Source organism: Bacillus sp. NPDC057893, assembly GCF_042796455.1.
Classification (GTDB): Bacteria; Bacillota; Bacilli; order Bacillales; family Bacillaceae_G; genus Bacillus_A.
Genome location: NZ_JBHVNG010000001.1, coordinates 1,065,480 through 1,083,568, shown reverse-complemented (window position 1 = coordinate 1,083,568; position 18,089 = coordinate 1,065,480). Strand labels below are relative to the sequence as shown.

The 18,089-nt window shown below is 36.8% G+C and carries 14 protein-coding genes and 1 riboswitch; all 14 genes read right to left on the bottom strand.

The window, feature by feature from the left end:
* Window positions 1-115 precede the first annotated feature (115 nt).
* A complete protein-coding gene (yfmH, locus tag ACFVQC_RS05935; protein WP_377897650.1) occupies window positions 116-1,402 on the bottom strand; it encodes an EF-P 5-aminopentanol modification-associated protein YfmH in 1,287 nt (428 codons plus the stop codon).
* Window positions 1,403-2,677 (bottom strand): EF-P 5-aminopentanol modification-associated protein YfmF, encoded by a 1,275-nt coding sequence (gene yfmF / locus ACFVQC_RS05930; RefSeq protein ID WP_002146123.1) that lies wholly within the window; start codon window positions 2,675-2,677, stop codon window positions 1,403-1,405.
* A gap of 210 nt (window positions 2,678-2,887) precedes the next feature.
* Complete coding sequence (locus tag ACFVQC_RS05925) at window positions 2,888-3,847, bottom strand: ABC transporter permease (protein ID WP_000008059.1); 960 nt, start codon at window positions 3,845-3,847, stop codon at window positions 2,888-2,890.
* On the bottom strand, window positions 3,848-4,906 hold the full coding sequence (locus tag ACFVQC_RS05920) for an ABC transporter permease (RefSeq protein WP_377897648.1): 1,059 nt from the start codon (window positions 4,904-4,906) through the stop codon (window positions 3,848-3,850). It abuts the gene before it with no gap.
* Entirely contained in the window at window positions 4,899-6,431 is a 1,533-nt protein-coding gene (locus tag ACFVQC_RS05915) for an ABC transporter ATP-binding protein (RefSeq protein WP_002146121.1), read from the bottom strand. The genes ACFVQC_RS05920 and ACFVQC_RS05915 overlap by 8 nt, the downstream gene beginning before the upstream one ends.
* Window positions 6,432-6,539: 108 nt before the next feature.
* Window positions 6,540-7,607 carry a BMP family lipoprotein gene (locus tag ACFVQC_RS05910; RefSeq protein ID WP_377897646.1) on the bottom strand — a complete coding sequence of 356 codons (1,068 nt, stop codon included), beginning with the start codon at window positions 7,605-7,607 and terminating at the stop codon, window positions 6,540-6,542.
* An 89-nt stretch (window positions 7,608-7,696) separates the two neighbouring features.
* Window positions 7,697-8,422, bottom strand: coding sequence for a GntR family transcriptional regulator (locus ACFVQC_RS05905; protein WP_002146119.1), 726 nt, complete (start codon window positions 8,420-8,422; stop codon window positions 7,697-7,699).
* 231 nt (window positions 8,423-8,653) lie between these two features.
* A riboswitch (purine riboswitch) is annotated at window positions 8,654-8,755 on the bottom strand.
* 203 nt (window positions 8,756-8,958) lie between these two features.
* On the bottom strand, window positions 8,959-11,343 hold the full coding sequence (locus ACFVQC_RS05900) for a DNA translocase FtsK (RefSeq protein ID WP_002146117.1): 2,385 nt from the start codon (window positions 11,341-11,343) through the stop codon (window positions 8,959-8,961).
* A 214-nt stretch (window positions 11,344-11,557) separates the two neighbouring features.
* Window positions 11,558-11,761: a YlzJ-like family protein gene (locus ACFVQC_RS05895; RefSeq protein ID WP_002111349.1), complete on the bottom strand. Its 204-nt coding sequence runs from the start codon at window positions 11,759-11,761 to the stop codon at window positions 11,558-11,560.
* Complete coding sequence (gene tepA, locus ACFVQC_RS05890; protein ID WP_002146116.1) at window positions 11,758-12,507, bottom strand: translocation-enhancing protein TepA; 750 nt, start codon at window positions 12,505-12,507, stop codon at window positions 11,758-11,760. Before tepA ends, ACFVQC_RS05895 begins: the two co-directional genes overlap by 4 nt.
* Window positions 12,508-12,609: 102 nt before the next feature.
* Window positions 12,610-14,280 (bottom strand): ribonuclease J, encoded by a 1,671-nt coding sequence (locus tag ACFVQC_RS05885; RefSeq protein ID WP_377893819.1) that lies wholly within the window; start codon window positions 14,278-14,280, stop codon window positions 12,610-12,612.
* Window positions 14,281-14,888: 608 nt separating this feature from the next.
* Complete coding sequence (dapA, locus tag ACFVQC_RS05880; RefSeq protein WP_002014579.1) at window positions 14,889-15,767, bottom strand: 4-hydroxy-tetrahydrodipicolinate synthase; 879 nt, start codon at window positions 15,765-15,767, stop codon at window positions 14,889-14,891.
* A gap of 11 nt (window positions 15,768-15,778) precedes the next feature.
* Entirely contained in the window at window positions 15,779-17,011 is a 1,233-nt protein-coding gene (gene dapG / locus ACFVQC_RS05875) for an aspartate kinase (RefSeq protein ID WP_002137918.1), read from the bottom strand.
* Between the two features lie 23 nt (window positions 17,012-17,034).
* Complete coding sequence (asd, locus tag ACFVQC_RS05870; RefSeq protein ID WP_002014577.1) at window positions 17,035-18,081, bottom strand: aspartate-semialdehyde dehydrogenase; 1,047 nt, start codon at window positions 18,079-18,081, stop codon at window positions 17,035-17,037.
* Window positions 18,082-18,089 lie beyond the last annotated feature (8 nt).

Below are 18,089 nucleotides of genomic sequence, written 5' to 3'. Positions count from 1 at the left end.
AATTCCCTCTCTTATCTTTTATGTATAAATAAATAATACCCTCATCTTACCATTTGGCAATAACCAAACGTTAGATGAGGGATATAGATACTGCGTTTTTAATTCAAATATTACTTCACTTTTTTGGTAACACTTGGCAGACACTCATTTTCTCTTCAATTAATAGTGTTTTTGCTGCTTGTTGTAGGTCTTGAACAGTCAATCCTTCTAACACTGTAAGAGCATCAAATAAACTAGATTCATTAAACGCATATCGTGTAAACTGATTTGCAATATATTCAGGTGAATTCAACGATCGTAAAAATCCACCAATTTTCTTTTTCTTCACCCGTTCCAGCGCAGTCTCATCTAACTGATCATAATTCGTTTGTAGTAAAATACCTTTTAATCGCTCTGCCAATTCATCAGGGTGCTTCGTATCTCCACCAACCATTGCAAAACCGAAGTTATTTTCTTCTGTATAGTCATACGAGAACGAATCATCAATAAGACCTTCATTATATAAAGATTCGTAATGAACTGACCCTTTTCCAAATAAATAATCTAAAAGTAATGTAAGCGCAATTTCTTGTTTTAACAGGGCTTGCCCTTTTTCTTTTAAATTCGTTGCCTTAATACCAACTAAACATTTTGGAGTTTGAACAGGCATTGAAATAATCTTTTTCTTTTCATTTACTTCTTCTGGTTCCTCTTCAAAAGAGCGAACGATTTCCGGTTGATTTTCGTAATCTTTTTTCGCTTGATTTTCACGAACTAAATCCATTGTTTTTTCAGGATCAATCGCTCCAACAACAAATAATAACATGTTGCTCGGATGGTAAAAAGTCTCATAACATTCATACAGTAGGTCTTTTGTAATTTTACTAATAGACTCAATCGTCCCTGCAATATCAATTTTAATTGGATGTTTCACAAACAAACTATCGATTAACCCAAAGTATAAACGCCAGTCTGGGTTATCTTGGTACATTTGAATTTCTTGACCGATAATACCTTTTTCTTTTTCAACCGTTTTTTCAGAGAAATACGGTTCTTGTACAAAGTCTAACAACGTATTTAAATTTCTCTCTACATTTGATGTACAGGAAAAGAGATAAGCGGTTCTTGTAAAAGATGTAAAAGCGTTAGCTGAAGCACCTTGTTTACTAAACAATTGAAACGCGTCATGGTCCTCTTTTTCAAACAATTTATGCTCAAGGAAATGAGCAATTCCATCTGGTACACGAGTCATGTCTTCTTTTCCAAGCGGAACAAATATATTATCAACAGAACCGTACTTCGTCGTAAATGTTGCAAATGTTTTGTTGAAGCCTTGTTTCGGTAAGATATATACGTCTAATCCATTCGGAAGTTTTTCATAATATAGCGTCTCTTTTAATTGCTCATATACAATTTTCTCCATTTATTCTCCCTCCGTTCCATGTAAAAAGTAAATTGTATCTAGTTCAATATTATTAGCAACTTTCACAATCTCTTCTTTCGTCACGCTTTCTATGCCCGTTAGCCATTCTTCAACTGGACGCGTACGCTCTGAGATTACCCCGTGATAAAGCATTTCAACAAAACCACGTGGTGTATCAATTGCCTCTAAGATTTGATTTTGAATTACACTTTTCGTTTGCTGAATCTCTTCCTCTGAAAAATCACCGCTTTGCATTGCTTTCATCTGTTCTTTAATAATTTCAACAGCTTTTTCAAAGTTCTTCGCTTCAATCCCAGACATAACGAAGAGCAAACCTTTATGACTTTCAAATCTCGATGCTGCATAGTACGCTAAACTATTTTTTTCACGGACATTTACGAATAACTTCGAATGAGAAAACCCTCCAAATAATCCGTTAAACAATTGTAATGCGAAATACTCTTCATCTTTATACGTAATGAATGTGCGATAGCCTATATTTAATTTACTTTGCTTTAGTTCTTGTTTTTCAACAATTTCTTTTTCTTCATTATTTCGTTTATGAAGAAGTACATTTCTCTCTTTCATAGCGCGAGGTGAAATCGAAAAATACTTATTTACAAGCTCCACGGCATCTTCTGAAATGTCACCAATGATATATAAATCCATTTCATCTTCAGCTAACACTTTTTGATAATATTGATACAAACTTTCATTTGTAATAGAAGCTACACTTTCTTTTTTTCCATTTGCACTTAAGCGATATGGTTCTACTTTGCACATTTCTTCAATTAAACGCTCGTTTGCATAACGCATTTTATCATCATAAGTAGCTTCAATTCGTTGCAAGAGTGCTCGTTTCTCACTTTCTACAATAGAAGATAAAAAACCGTCCCCTTCTATTGCTGGATTTAAAACAATATCAGATAACATAGAAAGCGCCTTTTCAAATAACGGTGGTGCATCGCGTAAATATGTTTCATTTGCAATGTCTACATAAATAGAGATGATATGGTCTTCCCCTTTTTTACTTACATCTACCGCTAAAGAAGATCCATATAATTCTTCTAAATATTGACGAAGACGAATTACAGAAGGCAGTTTTTCTGTCGCACTTTGCAATACGTACGGCAATAGAGCACGCTCTGTCACCGTCTCCTCATTTAAAGGTGCTTTAAAACGAAATACAAAGGTATTCGTTTTAAATTTATCAGTCGGAATAATATGTACTCGCAAGCCACCTAATTCATGCAGTTGCTGTTCCATTAGTTTCATTAATAGCCCTCCTTTACGTATGTAGGAATATTCCTCTTCAATATACAGTTTTTAGAAATAAAAAATCAACTTTTCTTCCTTATTATGCTTACATTTGAGTCTTTCTAAAAACTTTAATATGTAAGGAACATAGTAAAATTCCGTATTAAATATATTCTATGTAAAAAAGCCCGCACTAATGTGCGAGCTTTTCTTATACTTTCTAAATACTCATCGTTTTCCTTTTTCATAAGGCGTTCCTAATGCTTTCGGAGCTTCAGATCGGCCTACAAAACCAACAAGTGCTAATATTGTAAATACATACGGTAATATCGTTAAGAATACACTTGGAATTTCTTTTAATACAGGAATTGTACCACCTGTTATCCCAAGTGATTGAGCAAACCCGAAGAACAGTGCTGCTCCAAGAGCACCAAGTGGATTCCATTTACCAAAGATCATAGCTGCTAGTGCTAAGAAACCTTGTCCAGTAATTGTAGCACCTGAGAAGTTACCAGAAATCGACATTGCGAAGACCGCACCACCCACTCCTGCAAACATTCCAGATATACAAACTGCAATATAACGCATTTTATATACATTAATCCCCATCGTATCTGCTGCCATTGGATGTTCACCAACAGCACGAAGACGAAGACCGAATGGTGTTTTATAAATAATGTACCAGACAACAAAAGCTAAAATAATAGCAATATACGATGTTAACGGTACATTTGAGAAAAAGATTTTCCCGATTACCGGAATATCCGAAAGTCCTGGAACATCGATTTTTTCAATTCGGTATTGAATAAAATCAGTCTGTCCTTTACCAAAGATTTTCTTAATCGCAAATACTGTTAAACCGAGAGCCAAAAAGTTAATCGCTACCCCGCTTACTACTTGATCCGCGCGGAATGTAATGGATGCTACTGCGTGAAGAAGTGCAAATAATCCGCTACCAATAGCTGCAAATAATAGTGCAATCCAAGGAGTCATTGCTCCCCACGTATCACCCATTAATAACGTTGTAACGATACCAGTAAATGCACCAAATAACATTAAACCTTCTAATGCTATATTTACAACCCCAGAACGTTCACTGAACACTCCACCTAACGCCGTAAAAATAAGTGGCGCTGCCGTATATAACGTACCAGTCACAAGAATGGCTAAAATATCTATAAAGCTCATTTATTTCCCCTCCTTGCTCATGCGTGTAAGTGCCCAGCGTAAAACATAACTGCAAGCAACAAAGAAAATAATACATGCAATAATAACATTAATTAACTCAGAAGGTACATCTGCTTCAAAATTCATTTGCGGGGCTGCACTTTTCAAACCACCGAACAGTAAAGCCGATAATAATATACCAAACGGATTATTTCCTCCAAGAAGAGCTACCGCAATCCCATCGAATCCAATACCAGTAAACGATGTCATTGCCGTCATACTTTGGAATGTTCCTAGACCTTCCATTGCCCCACCAATTCCAGCAAAAGCGCCAGCAATTGTCATTGATAATACAACATTACGAGAGACTTTCATCCCTGCATATTGCGATGCATTTTGGTTAAAACCAACCGATTTCAACTCATATCCTAACGTAGTTCTATCTAATAAGAACCACATTACAATAGCAATTAAAATAGCTACAACAATTCCCCAGTGCAAACGAGATCCATCTGTCAATGAAGATAGCCAATCAGAAGCTAATGAAGCACTCGCTTGTACATCATAAGATTTCTCATTACCTTCATGTATAAAACGTTTAATAAGATCATACGTAACATAAAGTGCAATGTAGTTCATCATAATTGTGACAATTACTTCATTTACTTTAAGCTTTCCTTTTAAATATCCAGGTATAAACCCCCATAAACCACCGGCAATCGCGGCTACTAAAATAGATAACGGAATATGCAAAATTGCTGGTAACGACACTGCATATCCAAACCAGACAGCGGCAAGCCATCCAACTAATAATTGTCCTTCTACCCCAATGTTAAAAAGACCTGTACGAAACGCAAATGCAACAGACAGACCAGCTAACACAAGTGGAATCATCGTACGTAGCGTCTCACCGATAGCCTGCGGATTTCCAACCATTCCTTCCCAAAGCGCTGCATACCCAACAATTGGATCATATCCACTAACTAACATTACAATGGCACCAACAAGTAAACCAAAAATAACGGATAATACAGGAACTAAAATGTTAATTGTTCGCTCCGTTAAAAATTTTTTAGCCATTTGTATTCACCTTCTCTTTCTCCGTTCCGCCAGCCATCAACAAACCAAGCTGTTGTTCATTTGTTTCTTTCGCATCGACAATTGCTACAATTTTCCCTTCATATATAACAGCAACTCGATCACTTACATTTAAAATTTCATCCAGTTCTAGCGATAGAAGTAATACCGCTTTCCCATTATCTCTCTGCTCGATTAATTTTTTATGAATAAATTCAATCGCACCTACATCTAAACCACGTGTTGGCTGTGCTGCAATTAATAAATCTGGATTACGATCTACTTCACGTGCAATGATAGCTTTCTGCTGATTTCCACCTGATAGAGCACGCGCTAATGTTTGTTCACTAGGTGTACGTACATCAAACTGTTCAATAAGCGCCTTTGCTTTCTCTGTGATTTTGCTAAAATTTAAAATCCCCTTCTTAGAAAATGGGTTTTTATAGTACGTTTGCAAAACTATATTGTCTTTAACAGAAAAATCGAGAACTAGCCCGTGTTTATGACGGTCTTCTGGAATATGACCAATTCCTTCCTCTGTAATTCTTCGAACAGGCCAATTCGTTATTTCTTTTCCTTTAATTGCAATAGAACCTGACTCAACTTTTCGTAAACCAGTAATCGCCTCTATTAATTCACTTTGTCCATTTCCATCAATCCCTGCAATCCCAACAATTTCTCCTGCACGAACAGTTAAGTCAAGGCCTTTTACAGCAGGTAATTGGCGTGCATCATGAACGACAAGATTCGCAACAGACAGAACCTCTTCTTTCGGTTTGGCCTCTATTTTTTCTGTTTTAAAATTCACTTGACGTCCGACCATTAATTCTGCAAGTTTATGTTCATCCATTTTCGCAACGTCAACTGTACCAATCCCTTTACCTTTACGAATAATTGTACAACGATCGCAAACTTCCATAATTTCTTTCAACTTATGTGTAATAAGAACGATAGATTTCCCTTCTTGCACAAGCTTTTTCATAATTTGAATCAACTCATGAATTTCTTGAGGGGTTAACACTGCAGTCGGTTCATCAAATATTAAAATCTCCGCACCACGATAAAGTGTCTTTAATATTTCAACCCTTTGCTGCATCCCAACCGAAATATCTTCAATCTTTGCATATGGATCAACAGCTAAACCGTACTGTTCAGATAATTGTTTAATTTCTTTTGCAGCCTCTTCAACAGCGATTTTCCCTTTTCTCTTTGGCTCATTTCCTAGAATAATATTCTCTGTAACTGTAAAATTATGAACAAGCATAAAATGCTGATGGACCATCCCAATTCCAAGGTCATTTGCTATATTCGGATTTGTAATTTTTACAGGTTTCCCTTTAATTTTAATCTCTCCCTGTTCTGGTTGATACAAACCGAACAGTACATTCATTAGCGTTGATTTCCCTGCACCATTTTCTCCAAGTAAAGCATGTATTTCTCCCTGTTTTACTTGCAGCGTAATATCATCATTCGCCACAATGCCTGGGAATACTTTTGTAATATTGTTCATCTCAATTACGTATTCCATTTTGTTCCTCCTTCTAGCAGGGAACACTCCCCAATTACACTCTATTAAAAGTATTTTTATATATACAAAGGTTAGTTCTAAGAACTAACCTTTGCTATTGCTCTATCATTATTTCTTTAGAGCAGCTTCGTATGCTTTATATTCATCATCAGTCGCAGGTACTTTAATTTCACCAGCAGTGATTTTCTTCTCAAACTCTTCTACTTTTGTTAAAATTTCTGGGTTTACTTTTTTCACATTGTCAGTTGTTTTCGCAATGCCGACACCTTCATCCTTTAAGCCAAACTCTTCTACTTTACCGCCTTTTAACTTACCATCTTTCGCTTCTTGTGCCACTTTTGCAACTGCAATATCAACACGTTTTACCATTGAAGTTAAAGTTACGTTTTCAGGCATACCTTCTTGGTTTTGATCACGGTCAACACCGATTACCCAAACGTTTTCACCTTTTTTCTTGCGGTTTTTCGCTTCTGTGAATACACCGTTACCAGTTGCACCTGAAGCGTGATAAATTACGTCAACACCTTGACCGTACATTGCTGAAGCTAATACAGATCCTTTTTCTGGCTTATCAAACGCATCAGCATATTGTGATACAATTTCGATATTTGGATTTACTGCTTTTGCACCAGCTTTAAAACCTGATTCGAATTTTGTAATTAATGGACTCTTCACACCACCAACGAAACCAACTTTATTTGATTTTGTTGTCATTGCTGCTACAGCCCCAACTAGGAATGAACCTTCATGGTCTTTAAATGTAATACTTGTTACATTCGGCTTCTTTACAACTGTATCTACAATCGCAAATTGTTCTTTCGGATACTGTTCAGCGACCTTTTCGATTGATTTTTCCATTAAGTATCCAATACCAAATGTTGTGTTATAGTTATCTTTCGCAAATTTCGTTAAATTCGGGATATAGTCTGCATCTTTACTTGATTGAAGATAACGGTATCCTTCATTTTTCTTTAAATTGTTGTCTTTACCAAATTTCGTTAAACCTTCCCAAGCTGATTGGTTAAATGATTTGTCATCAACGCCCCCAACATCAGTAACCATACCAACTTTGAACTCTTTTTTGTCGCTACTCTCTTTATCCGAGTTACCACATGCACCTAACACCGCACTTACTGCTAACGTTAACGATAATAAAAGACCTGTTTTTTTCTTCATACTAGAAACCCCTCCTGAAATGATTTGTCTATTGATTCATACGCTGCTGTCCCTACTTCTTGCTGTCACCTCCCTAAAAAGGAACTTACCTACATACGTTTTCTTAATACGTGGAAGCTAAACTTGTCAGCTCTAAAGTAATTAATAGAATATAAGATTGGCTCATCATTTTGGTCATAGTGCATTTGTTTTAAAACTAGCAATGCTGTCTCAGGTTCACATTCTAAAATCGGTGAAATTTTCGGATGATAACCTATTGGCTCAATGTGAGCAACTGCGTATGTGATTCGCTTGTGCGTATTATTATGTATTACTGTAAGCAGCGATTCCTCATTGTATCCCGATAAATCTGGTAATATCTCTTTTGCCAGTTTATCAATGCAATATACAACTGGTTCCCCATCCGCTGTACGAACACGCTCGATCATTACTGCACTAAAGCCATCTTCACAATTGAATTTCTCTTTTTCTTCTTCTGTTAAAGTTGTTGTAGATGATGATAAAAAGATTGTTTCCGGTGTTTTCCCCACACTAGAAATCATATCTGTAATACTAGAAAGCTGCTCTATTCCAGAAGAAAATAACGGTTTCGCATTTACAAATGTCCCTACACCATGTCTACGAATAACAACATTTTCTTCTTCTAAAATGCGTAGTGCTTCCCTTAAAGTTGCCCTACTTACACCAAGTTCTTTCGCTAGATCAAACTCTGAAGGTAACTTTTGCTTTTCTTTGTAAGCCCCATCTTTAATTTTTCCTTTGATGTGATCAATCACCCGCAAATATAGGTGACGACTATCGGATTTTACTGACATAAGACTCCCCCGCATTTCAATTATTCGACCTCTGATGTAAGACTTCTTTTCTCTTTTTTCAACTTACAACACAGCATAATTACTAAATACTAAAAATAAGTGTAATTATCGAACAAATATTAATAATTTTTCAAGGTGAAATTTTCACTCTTTATTCCATAAAAAAAACTTTGCACCATAAACATTCCTCATATCGAGAAAAAGTTCGGCACAAAGATCCCTTACATCCTTTGTTACACACTTTTCCCCCATAGTCTAGCAATTCATGGTTGCCAGGTAGAAACTTATGGACCTTATCTCCAAGATTATATGAGGCAGTGATTCTTTTCGAAGTAATCTTACCACTTGCTCTCATATGTGTCAACAGAATTCAACATTTTTCTACATTGAATATCGAACGTTTCGAAAACCAAAACGATAAGCATTCGTATTCTAAAGAGCTCTTCGTTATGTAAGTGCTTTCTTTTATGTTGACTATAGTATATAACAAAAACAGCATATAAAAAAGCCTAATTGTAAAAACAATTAGGCTTTTTTTAAGAACTTTTTTCTTGCACATCTTTAATGAGTACTCCCCTTGGTTTACTACCTTCATAAGGACCTACTACACCATTCATTTCCATGGCATCAATTAAACGAGCTGCTCGCGTATATCCTACTCTAAATCTACGTTGTAACATAGAAACAGATGCTGTTTGCATTTCTACTACAAGCTGAACGGCTTCATCGTATAGTTCATCTTCTACTTCCTGCTTTGTTTCAGGAACATCTTGTGGAATCATATCCTCTTGATATTGTGCTTTTTGCTGCGCAATAACAGATTCTACGACTCTCTCAACTTCATCATCTGATAAAAACGCCCCTTGTACACGAACAGGTTTCGATGCACCAATTGGTATGAACAACATATCTCCACGACCTAGCAACTTCTCTGCACCACCACCGTCAAGAATCGTTCGAGAGTCTATTTGGGAAGATACAGCAAATGCAATACGAGATGGAATATTCGCTTTAATAACACCCGTAATAACATCAACTGACGGACGCTGAGTCGCAATAATTAAATGAATACCAGCAGCACGTGCCATTTGTGCTAAACGCATAATCGCATCTTCTACATCCGAAGAAGCAACCATCATTAAATCAGCTAACTCGTCCACAATTACTACAATATATGGTAATTCAGGTTGTTTCGCTTCCGATTGGCTATTATGTTCTTTAATATAATCGTTATACCCTTCAATGTTACGCGTACCGCTATGCGCGAATAATTCATAACGACGCTCCATTTCACTCACAACTTTCTTCAAAGCCTGTGACGCTTTTTTCGGATCAGTTACAACTGGTGTCAATAAGTGCGGAACACCGTTATATACATTTAACTCTACCATTTTCGGATCAATCATCATTAATTTTACTTCATGCGGTTTCGCACGCATTAAAATACTTACAATAATTCCATTAATACATACACTCTTCCCACTACCAGTCGCACCAGCCACTAATAAATGGGGCATTTTATTTAAACGTGCCAATACAGCCTCTCCTGTAACATCACGTCCAAGACCGATTAATAACTTCTCTTCTGGGTGATTATTCGCCTTTGAATCAAGAACTTCTCTCAGCGTTACCATAGAAACTTCTGAATTCGGAACCTCAATCCCTACAGCTGATTTCCCGGGAATAGGTGCTTCAATACGAATGTCTTTCGCTGCTAAAGCAAGCGCCAAATCATCACTTAAACTAACAATTTTACTTACCTTTACTCCCATATCAGGATACACTTCATACTTCGTAACTGCAGGACCTCTATGTACTTTTGTTACTTTCGCTTTCACACCAAAACTTTGGAATGTACGTTCCAATTTACGAGCATTTTCATAAATTTCCGCATTTTCATTTGTAACTTGCTTATTTTGGGGAAACTTTAATATATCAAGCGAAGGAAGCTTATAATCTTTATTTTCCACATTAGAAAATTGCATAGGAGGTGCTTTCGTTTCACCTTCTAGCGATTCAACAATTTTTTCTCCTCGTTTCTTTTGAGGTTGTTCTTCTGGCACAGGCGGAACTGCCTCTTCAATAAACGGAGGAGTGATTAAATCATTTTCTTCTATCTGCTTTTCCGTCTCTTCACGTACTGGATAATTCTCAGTAAAATTTGAAATAATTGGTGGACCAATTTCTATTTCTTCTACTGGCTCAATAGCTTCTTCTTGTTCAGCAACACGTTCACGCCTCTTGCTTCTTGTTGTTTTTTTCTTTTCAGTTTGCTCGGCGACCCTTTGAGATTTCCAATCTTTATAATCCCCTTGCATTACTTGAAATTGACTTCTAAGAATTCTCCCTACCGGAGCAAGTACTTCTCCAATATGTTTATTTGTTATACAAAGTATTCCAAGAATAACTAAAATAATTCCAATGATATATGCCCCTACTTCGTCAAATAAGAAATAGCACGTTGCGAACATCAGTGCACCGAACATACCACCACCTAAATGAACACTATCCGGGCCCTTTTTCATTTCAAGGAAGAAGTAATCTTTTGTACTAACAATTACAGAAGTATTTTGCACAGCTCCATCTTTCGTAAGAAGGTTAAATAATGTAATATGACTAAACATTAATATTGCTAGTACAATTAAATAAACACCTATTAGCCGTTTATTTAAAAGGTTTGGCCATCCACGCTTTATTACAAACGCAACAGATAAAGCTATTACACCTAACACACCAATTATGTACCACTCACCAAAGAAGAAGCGAAAAAATAACACAAACGATTTCCCTACAACACCTAGCTGTAAAATCGTAATAATCGAAAGTGCAAAAAGAGTTAACCCGACGATTTCATAATACAAAGTTGGCTTTATCGTACGTCTTGCCTTTGCCTTCGTCCCTCTTTGCTTTTGTTTTGCCATTTCTTCACCTCGTGTTCTAAAAATTAAGTACAACTTCCTTATAAAAAAGTTCTACTTATATGTCTTTCTCTCTATTTTTCAGGTCTTTATATCTTCTATTTTTACACTTCTTGTAAAATGTTAAATAAACAGAAGAAAGCAGCCTACTCATGGCTGCTCAACCGTCTTGTTTTGTATATTATACCATAGCTCCTAAACAAAATCCTTCTTTTTGCTAAAAGGTAATTTTCTGTCCAGGCTCAAAATCTAGGTAGTGAGACGGATTCGTACTTAATACACGTACAATAGAGTAACATTGATTATCCTCCTCAGAAACCACTAATTCCACGCCATTTATATTCACAACTTTTTGGCTTTCGCATTGTGAATAATCGGCCGGATACACAAGTTGCTCTGGCATAATTGTATATAAAATCATTGTAGCATTGTCCCTTCTGCACTATTGTCCATGCGTTCATCAATCAATTCGTTTAATTTTCGAAGTGCGCTACCAATACCACCGACACCATCTATAAGACCATACTTCACTGCATCTCCACCTATTACATTCGTCCCAATATCTCGCGTCAAATTCCCTTTTGCGAACATAAGCTCTTTAAAACGATCTTCCGTTACTTTCGAATGCTTTGTCACAAATCGAATGACTCTTTCTTGCATTTTATCCAAATACTCAAATGTTTGCGGCACACCTATAACAAGACCTGTTAAACGAATCGGATGAATTGTCATCGTCGCTGTTTCGGCAATAAATGAATAATTAGTCGAGACCGCAATCGGTACACCGATTGAATGCCCTCCTCCTAAAACAAGAGATACGGTTGGTTTTGAAAGCGAAGCCACCATTTCAGAAATCGCTAACCCAGCTTCAACGTCACCTCCAACTGTATTTAATATTAACAGTAAACCTTCAATTTTTGGATTTTGTTCAATCGCGACAATTTGCGGAATGATGTGTTCATATTTTGTTGTTTTATTTTGTGGTGGCAACTGAATATGACCTTCCACCTGCCCAACAATTGTTAAGCAATGAATACGCGATTCATTCATTTGTGGTACATTCGTCTGTCCAAGTTGCTGAATTTTCTCCACTATAGAAGCCTCTTTTGGAACTTCTTTCGGCTCAGCTTCTTTTTCTTCATTTGTATAACGATCACGTTCTGTCATATCGCATCCCCTTTCACTCGTATATAACTATTATTTCTTAAGTTATAAATTTCATTCGATAGGGTTAAAAAAGAAAAAGATCACCTGTAAAGGTGACCTTCTTTATACTTCCATAATAATCGGTAAAATCATTGGCTTTCTCTTCGTTTCTTCGTACAAGAACTGCCCTAATAATTCACGAATATTTTGTTTCAGCATAGACCATTCAATCGTATACTCTTTAATTGATTGTTCAACAATCATACGTACAATATCTGTGGATCGTTCGATTAATGCTTCTGATTCACGAACATATACAAAGCCGCGTGAAATAATTTCTGGACCAGAGATTATTTTCTTTTCATCCTTACCTAGTGTTACAACAACAACTAAAATTCCATCTTGAGATAACATCTTTCTATCTCGAAGAACGATGTTACCGACGTCACCTACACCTAATCCATCAATTAAAACATTGCCAGCTTGCACTTTACCAGCTAATTTTGCTTCATCGTCACCAAAAGCAATTACATCACCTTTTTCTACGATAAAGATATTCTCTCTCGTAATACCTACATCTTCCGCTAAATATGCATGTGCTTTTTGCATACGGAACTCACCATGTACGGGTACAAAATACTTCGGCTTCATTAAATTTATCATCAGCTTTAATTCTTCTTGGCTACCGTGACCTGAAACGTGAACTTTTCTTTCACCGTAATAAATAACCTCAGCACCAGCTCTAAATAACAAGTCAATAATTTTTGATACAGATATTTCATTTCCTGGAATTGGAGAAGCTGCAATAATAACAGTATCACCTTTACGAATTGAAATTTGTTTGTGAGCTTGCTTCGCCATTCTAGAAAGGGCTGCCATCGGTTCCCCTTGACTACCCGTCGTTAAAATAGCTACCTTTTTTTCCGGGAAATTGTCTATTTCTTGTAATGAAATAACCATACCTTCTGGAACATCTAAATAACCAAGACGTCTTGCAATATCTACCACTTTCACCATGCTACGTCCTACTACCGCTACCTTCCTTCCAGTTTCAGCAGCTGCATCAAACACTTGTTGAATACGATGTACATTGGAGGCAAATGAAGCAACGATAATACGTCCTTCTGAACTATAGAACACTTTAGAAATCTCTATACCAACTTCTTTTTCCGAACCTGTATAACCAGGACGTTCAGCGTTTGTACTATCAGATAACAAGCAAAGTACGCCTTCATTTCCAATTTGCGCCATTTTCCCAAGATCTGCTCCACTATTTCCGATTGGAGTTTGATCAAATTTAAAGTCTCCTGTATATACTACAGCACCTTTTGATGTATGGAAACAAACACCCACAGAATCCGGAATACTATGTGTCGTTCCGAAGAATGACACAGTTGTTGAATTAAACTCTACTGTTGAATTCGAGTCAATTGTTTTTAAGTCTACACGACCTAACATTCCTGCTTCGCCAAGCTTTTCTTGTATAAGTCCTACCGTTAATTTCGTCGCATATACTGGAATAGATAATTTACGAAGCACATAAACAATTCCACCAATATGATCTTCATGACCATGGGTAATAAATAGTCCTTTTACTCGCTCTTGATTTTCTACTAAATATGTAATGTCAGGAATAACAATATCAATCCCAAACATTTCATCTCCCGGGAACATCAATCCTGCATCTACAATAAAGATTTCAGAATCAATTTCAACACAGTACATGTTTTTTCCGATTTCACCTACTCCGCCAAGAGCAAATACTTTAACAGACTCATTCTCTTTTCTCTTCATGTTGTTGCCTGGTTTAAAAATCTTGCAAACACTGATTTCACTAAAATTGCAGAGACACCAGGGGAAACTCTACAACCACCATATATTCACCGTCCAAGACGAATGTCCTTACCGTTATGCGATATCATGTCCTTGTTAATTTTTTAAACCAGGTTTCACCTCTCTTTCATTATATAAATCAAATATCTTATTCGATATGATATGAAAATTTCATTGAATCGTAATTTTTACCAATTTTGCTAAGCATACCCGTACTAAGCTACTTAGCCATATTATACCTGATACAAGAAATAGAACACAAGTTAAATTATACGAAAGACAAGAGAAGACGCTAAAGTGAGGCCGTAATTTTCGGGGGGGATTTTCATATCATACTCACTATTTTTCCTACGTAATAAGAGTTTAATGGAAAAATATTCATGTGCGTTCTTTACATAAACATGAAACGATATTCACTAAAAAAATCTTATCTCTGTAATCCGTTTCTAACTAATCCTACACTCTGCCATCCCCTTCTTATTACAGCCTATTAACTATAGCTAATTTTCACCACTTACATATAGTTAATCAAAATAAAAATGACCTAGTTTCACACTAGGTCATTTTTATTAACGAGGAATAGATTGCATTACGGATTGTAACGTTATTCTTTCTTCTTCCGTTAATGGAAGAAGTGGCAAACGTACAGAACCTACATCTAATCCCACCATTTGTAATGCTGTTTTTACTGGTGTTGGGCTTGGCGCCATAAATAGTGCATCCGTTACTTTTACTAGTAATTGATGTAATTTCTGCGCTTTTTTGAACTCTCCAGCTTGGAATGCAGCAATCATTTCTTGCATTTCATTTCCAATAACATGAGATGCTACAGAAACAATACCTTTTGCTCCAATTGCCATAGCTGGTAATGTTAAACCATCATCACCGCTGTATACTGCAAAGTCGTCCGCTGTTTTTTCAATGATTTCTGTCATTGTTAACACATCGCCGCCTGCATCTTTAATCGCAACAATGTTTTCTATTTCTGATAAACGAACAACTGTATCAACGGAGATTTGTACAATAGATCGCCCTGGAACATTATATAGCATTACCGGAAGCGGAGTGCTTTCAGCGATTGTTTTAAAGTGCTGGTACATCCCTTCTTGACTCGGTTTGTTATAATACGGTGCCACTAGCATAACTGCATCAACACCAACTTCAGTTGCCTTTTTTGTTAAATCAACAGAAGCATGCGTATTATTGCTACCTGTTCCAGCGATTACGGGCACCCTTTTATCGACAACAGATACGACATGGCGATATAACGCTACTTTTTCTTCTGATGTTAATGTAGGAGATTCTCCAGTCGTTCCTCCTACCACGATTGCTGTTGTACCGTTATCAATTAAATAATTTACCAATTTCGTTGTCTTTGCAAAATCGATATTACCGTTTTTATCAAACGGTGTTACCATCGCGGTTGCAATTGTCCCAAAATCTATCATGATCTCACTCCTTATTGTTCCAGTTGCTTTTCTTTTGAAAGCTCAAATGCACTATGTAATGCATTCACAGCCTCCACTAAATCGGCTTCTTTTACAAGAACCCAAATTGTCGTATGACTATCTGCTGATTGCAGAATTTGAATACCTTTTTCCGCTAAAGCTGTGACAATTTTCGCTGTAACCCCTGGAATACCTGCCATTCCAGCACCAACGATAGAAACCTTCGCACAATGCTCTGTCACAACTGGATCATATCCAAGTTGCTTTAAAACCTCAACTGCACGCGCTGATACACTATCCTTTACGGTGTAAGCTACACCGGTAGGAGAAATGTTAATTAAGTCCACACTAATCCCTTCATTAGCCATTTCTTTAAACACGTGTTGTTGTAAATCATATGCAGTTTCTTTTGCAAGCACTTTAATTTGCGTTACGTTTGACACATGGGCAATCCCTGTAACAGGACGTTCTTCTACATCCTGCCCTTTTGTAGCACCATCATATGCCGCAATAAGCGTACCTTCACTATCAGAATACGTAGAACGTACACGAAGTGGTACTTTTGCATGCATCGCAATTTCAACCGCACGCGGATGAACAACTTTCGCACCTTGATAAGCCATGTTACAAATCTCGTTATATGTTACAGTTTGAAGATGACGCGCATCTTTTACGATACGAGGATCCGCAGTCATAACACCTTCAACATCTGTGAAGATATCGATATATTCAGCATGAAGCGCAACACCTAATGCTGAAGCTGAAGTATCACTACCTCCGCGTCCAAGTGTTGTCGTATCTCCATTTTTCGTTTGACCTTGGAATCCAGTCACGACGATAACATCTACATTTTGTAACTCTTCATGTATACGATCGCAATTCATTTCAATAATCTTAGCATTCGTAAAGTCATTATTCGTTACAAAACCAGCTTGTGCACCATTTAATGCTGCTGCTTTTATACCATTCTCATTCAACATGTTAGAGAAAACAATTGCTGAGATTAATTCTCCGCATGATAATAATAAATCTTGCTCACGTTTAGAAATATTAGATTCCTCTTGATTTACAAGACTTAATAACGTATCAGTTGCATACGGTTCACCTTTACGGCCCATTGCTGACACGACAGTAACTACTTTATAACCAGCAGCTAACGATTTTTTTATATGGTGAAGCGCATGCTTACGCCCATTGTCATCACGTACTGATGTTCCACCAAATTTTTGAACAATAATTTTCATATTTTGCACCTTCTCTTAGCCGTTTACACTAATTGTAATTTTACTAAGCGCTCTGCAATTTGAACAGAATTCCATGCAGCGCCTTTTAATAAGTTATCAGATACGACCCAAAGATGGAATCCTTTATCATTATTTAAATCTTTACGGATTCTTCCAACGAATACTTCGTTTTTACCTACTGCAGTAGCTGGCATTGGATATAACTGCTCTGCTGGATTATCTTGCAATACAATACCTTCTGCATTTGCAAGTAAGTTTTTCATTTCTTCTACTGTTACGCCTTCTTTATCTACTTCAATGTACACAGACTCGGAATGACCCGATACAACTGGTAAACGTACACATGTCGCAGCTACTTCTAATTCAGGCATATGCATAATTTTTTTCGTTTCATTAATCATTTTCATTTCTTCAAATGTAAATCCATTATCTTGGAATTTATCAATCTGTGGAATAGCATTAAAAGCGATTTGGAAATGCTTTTCGTCACCTGATACAGGTAAAACATTCGCCTTTACTTCTTCACCATTTAAGATTGCTTGTGATTGTTCATGAAGTTCTTCAATAGCTGCCGCACCAGCACCTGATACAGCTTGATATGTGGAAACGATTACTCGTTTTAAACCATATTGCTGGCGAACTGGCTCAAGAGCTACTACCATTTGAATTGTAGAACAGTTTGGATTTGCAATAATACCATTATGTTCTTTTAAATCATTTTCATTTACTTCAGGTACAACAAGTGGCACGTTTTCTGTCATACGGAATGCACTTGTATTATCAACAACAATTGCACCGCGCTTTGCTGCTTCTGGCGCTAATTGTTTCGATACAGATCCACCTGCACTAAATAGTGCAATATCTACTCCTTCAAAACTTTCAGGAGTTGCCTCTTGAACTGTAAATTCTTCGCCTTTAAATACAAGTTTCTTACCTGCAGATCGTTTAGATGAAAGTAACGTTAACTTCCCAATTGGAAATTCTCGTTTCTCTAAAGTATTTAACATTTGTTCACCAACTGCGCCGGTTGCTCCAACTACAGCGACATGAAAAGTTTTTTGCTTTTCCATCACTATGC

Coding starts and splice junctions, on each gene's coding strand:
- dapG (WP_002137918.1), bottom strand. CDS start 17,011: ATGAAAATTATTGTTCAAAAATTTGGTGGAACATCAGTACGTGATGAC.
- yfmF (WP_002146123.1), bottom strand. CDS start 2,677: ATGAAACTAATGGAACAGCAACTGCATGAATTAGGTGGCTTGCGAGTA.
- ACFVQC_RS05925 (WP_000008059.1), bottom strand. CDS start 3,847: ATGAGCTTTATAGATATTTTAGCCATTCTTGTGACTGGTACGTTATAT.
- ACFVQC_RS05885 (WP_377893819.1), bottom strand. CDS start 14,280: ATGAAGAGAAAAGAGAATGAGTCTGTTAAAGTATTTGCTCTTGGCGGA.
- dapA (WP_002014579.1), bottom strand. CDS start 15,767: ATGATAGATTTTGGGACAATTGCAACCGCGATGGTAACACCGTTTGAT.
- asd (WP_002014577.1), bottom strand. CDS start 18,081: ATGGAAAAGCAAAAAACTTTTCATGTCGCTGTAGTTGGAGCAACCGGC.
- tepA (WP_002146116.1), bottom strand. CDS start 12,507: ATGACAGAACGTGATCGTTATACAAATGAAGAAAAAGAAGCTGAGCCG.
- ACFVQC_RS05920 (WP_377897648.1), bottom strand. CDS start 4,906: ATGGCTAAAAAATTTTTAACGGAGCGAACAATTAACATTTTAGTTCCT.
- yfmH (WP_377897650.1), bottom strand. CDS start 1,402: ATGGAGAAAATTGTATATGAGCAATTAAAAGAGACGCTATATTATGAA.
- ACFVQC_RS05900 (WP_002146117.1), bottom strand. CDS start 11,343: ATGGCAAAACAAAAGCAAAGAGGGACGAAGGCAAAGGCAAGACGTACG.
- ACFVQC_RS05910 (WP_377897646.1), bottom strand. CDS start 7,607: ATGAAGAAAAAAACAGGTCTTTTATTATCGTTAACGTTAGCAGTAAGT.
- ACFVQC_RS05895 (WP_002111349.1), bottom strand. CDS start 11,761: ATGATTTTATATACAATTATGCCAGAGCAACTTGTGTATCCGGCCGAT.
- ACFVQC_RS05905 (WP_002146119.1), bottom strand. CDS start 8,422: ATGTCAGTAAAATCCGATAGTCGTCACCTATATTTGCGGGTGATTGAT.
- ACFVQC_RS05915 (WP_002146121.1), bottom strand. CDS start 6,431: ATGGAATACGTAATTGAGATGAACAATATTACAAAAGTATTCCCAGGC.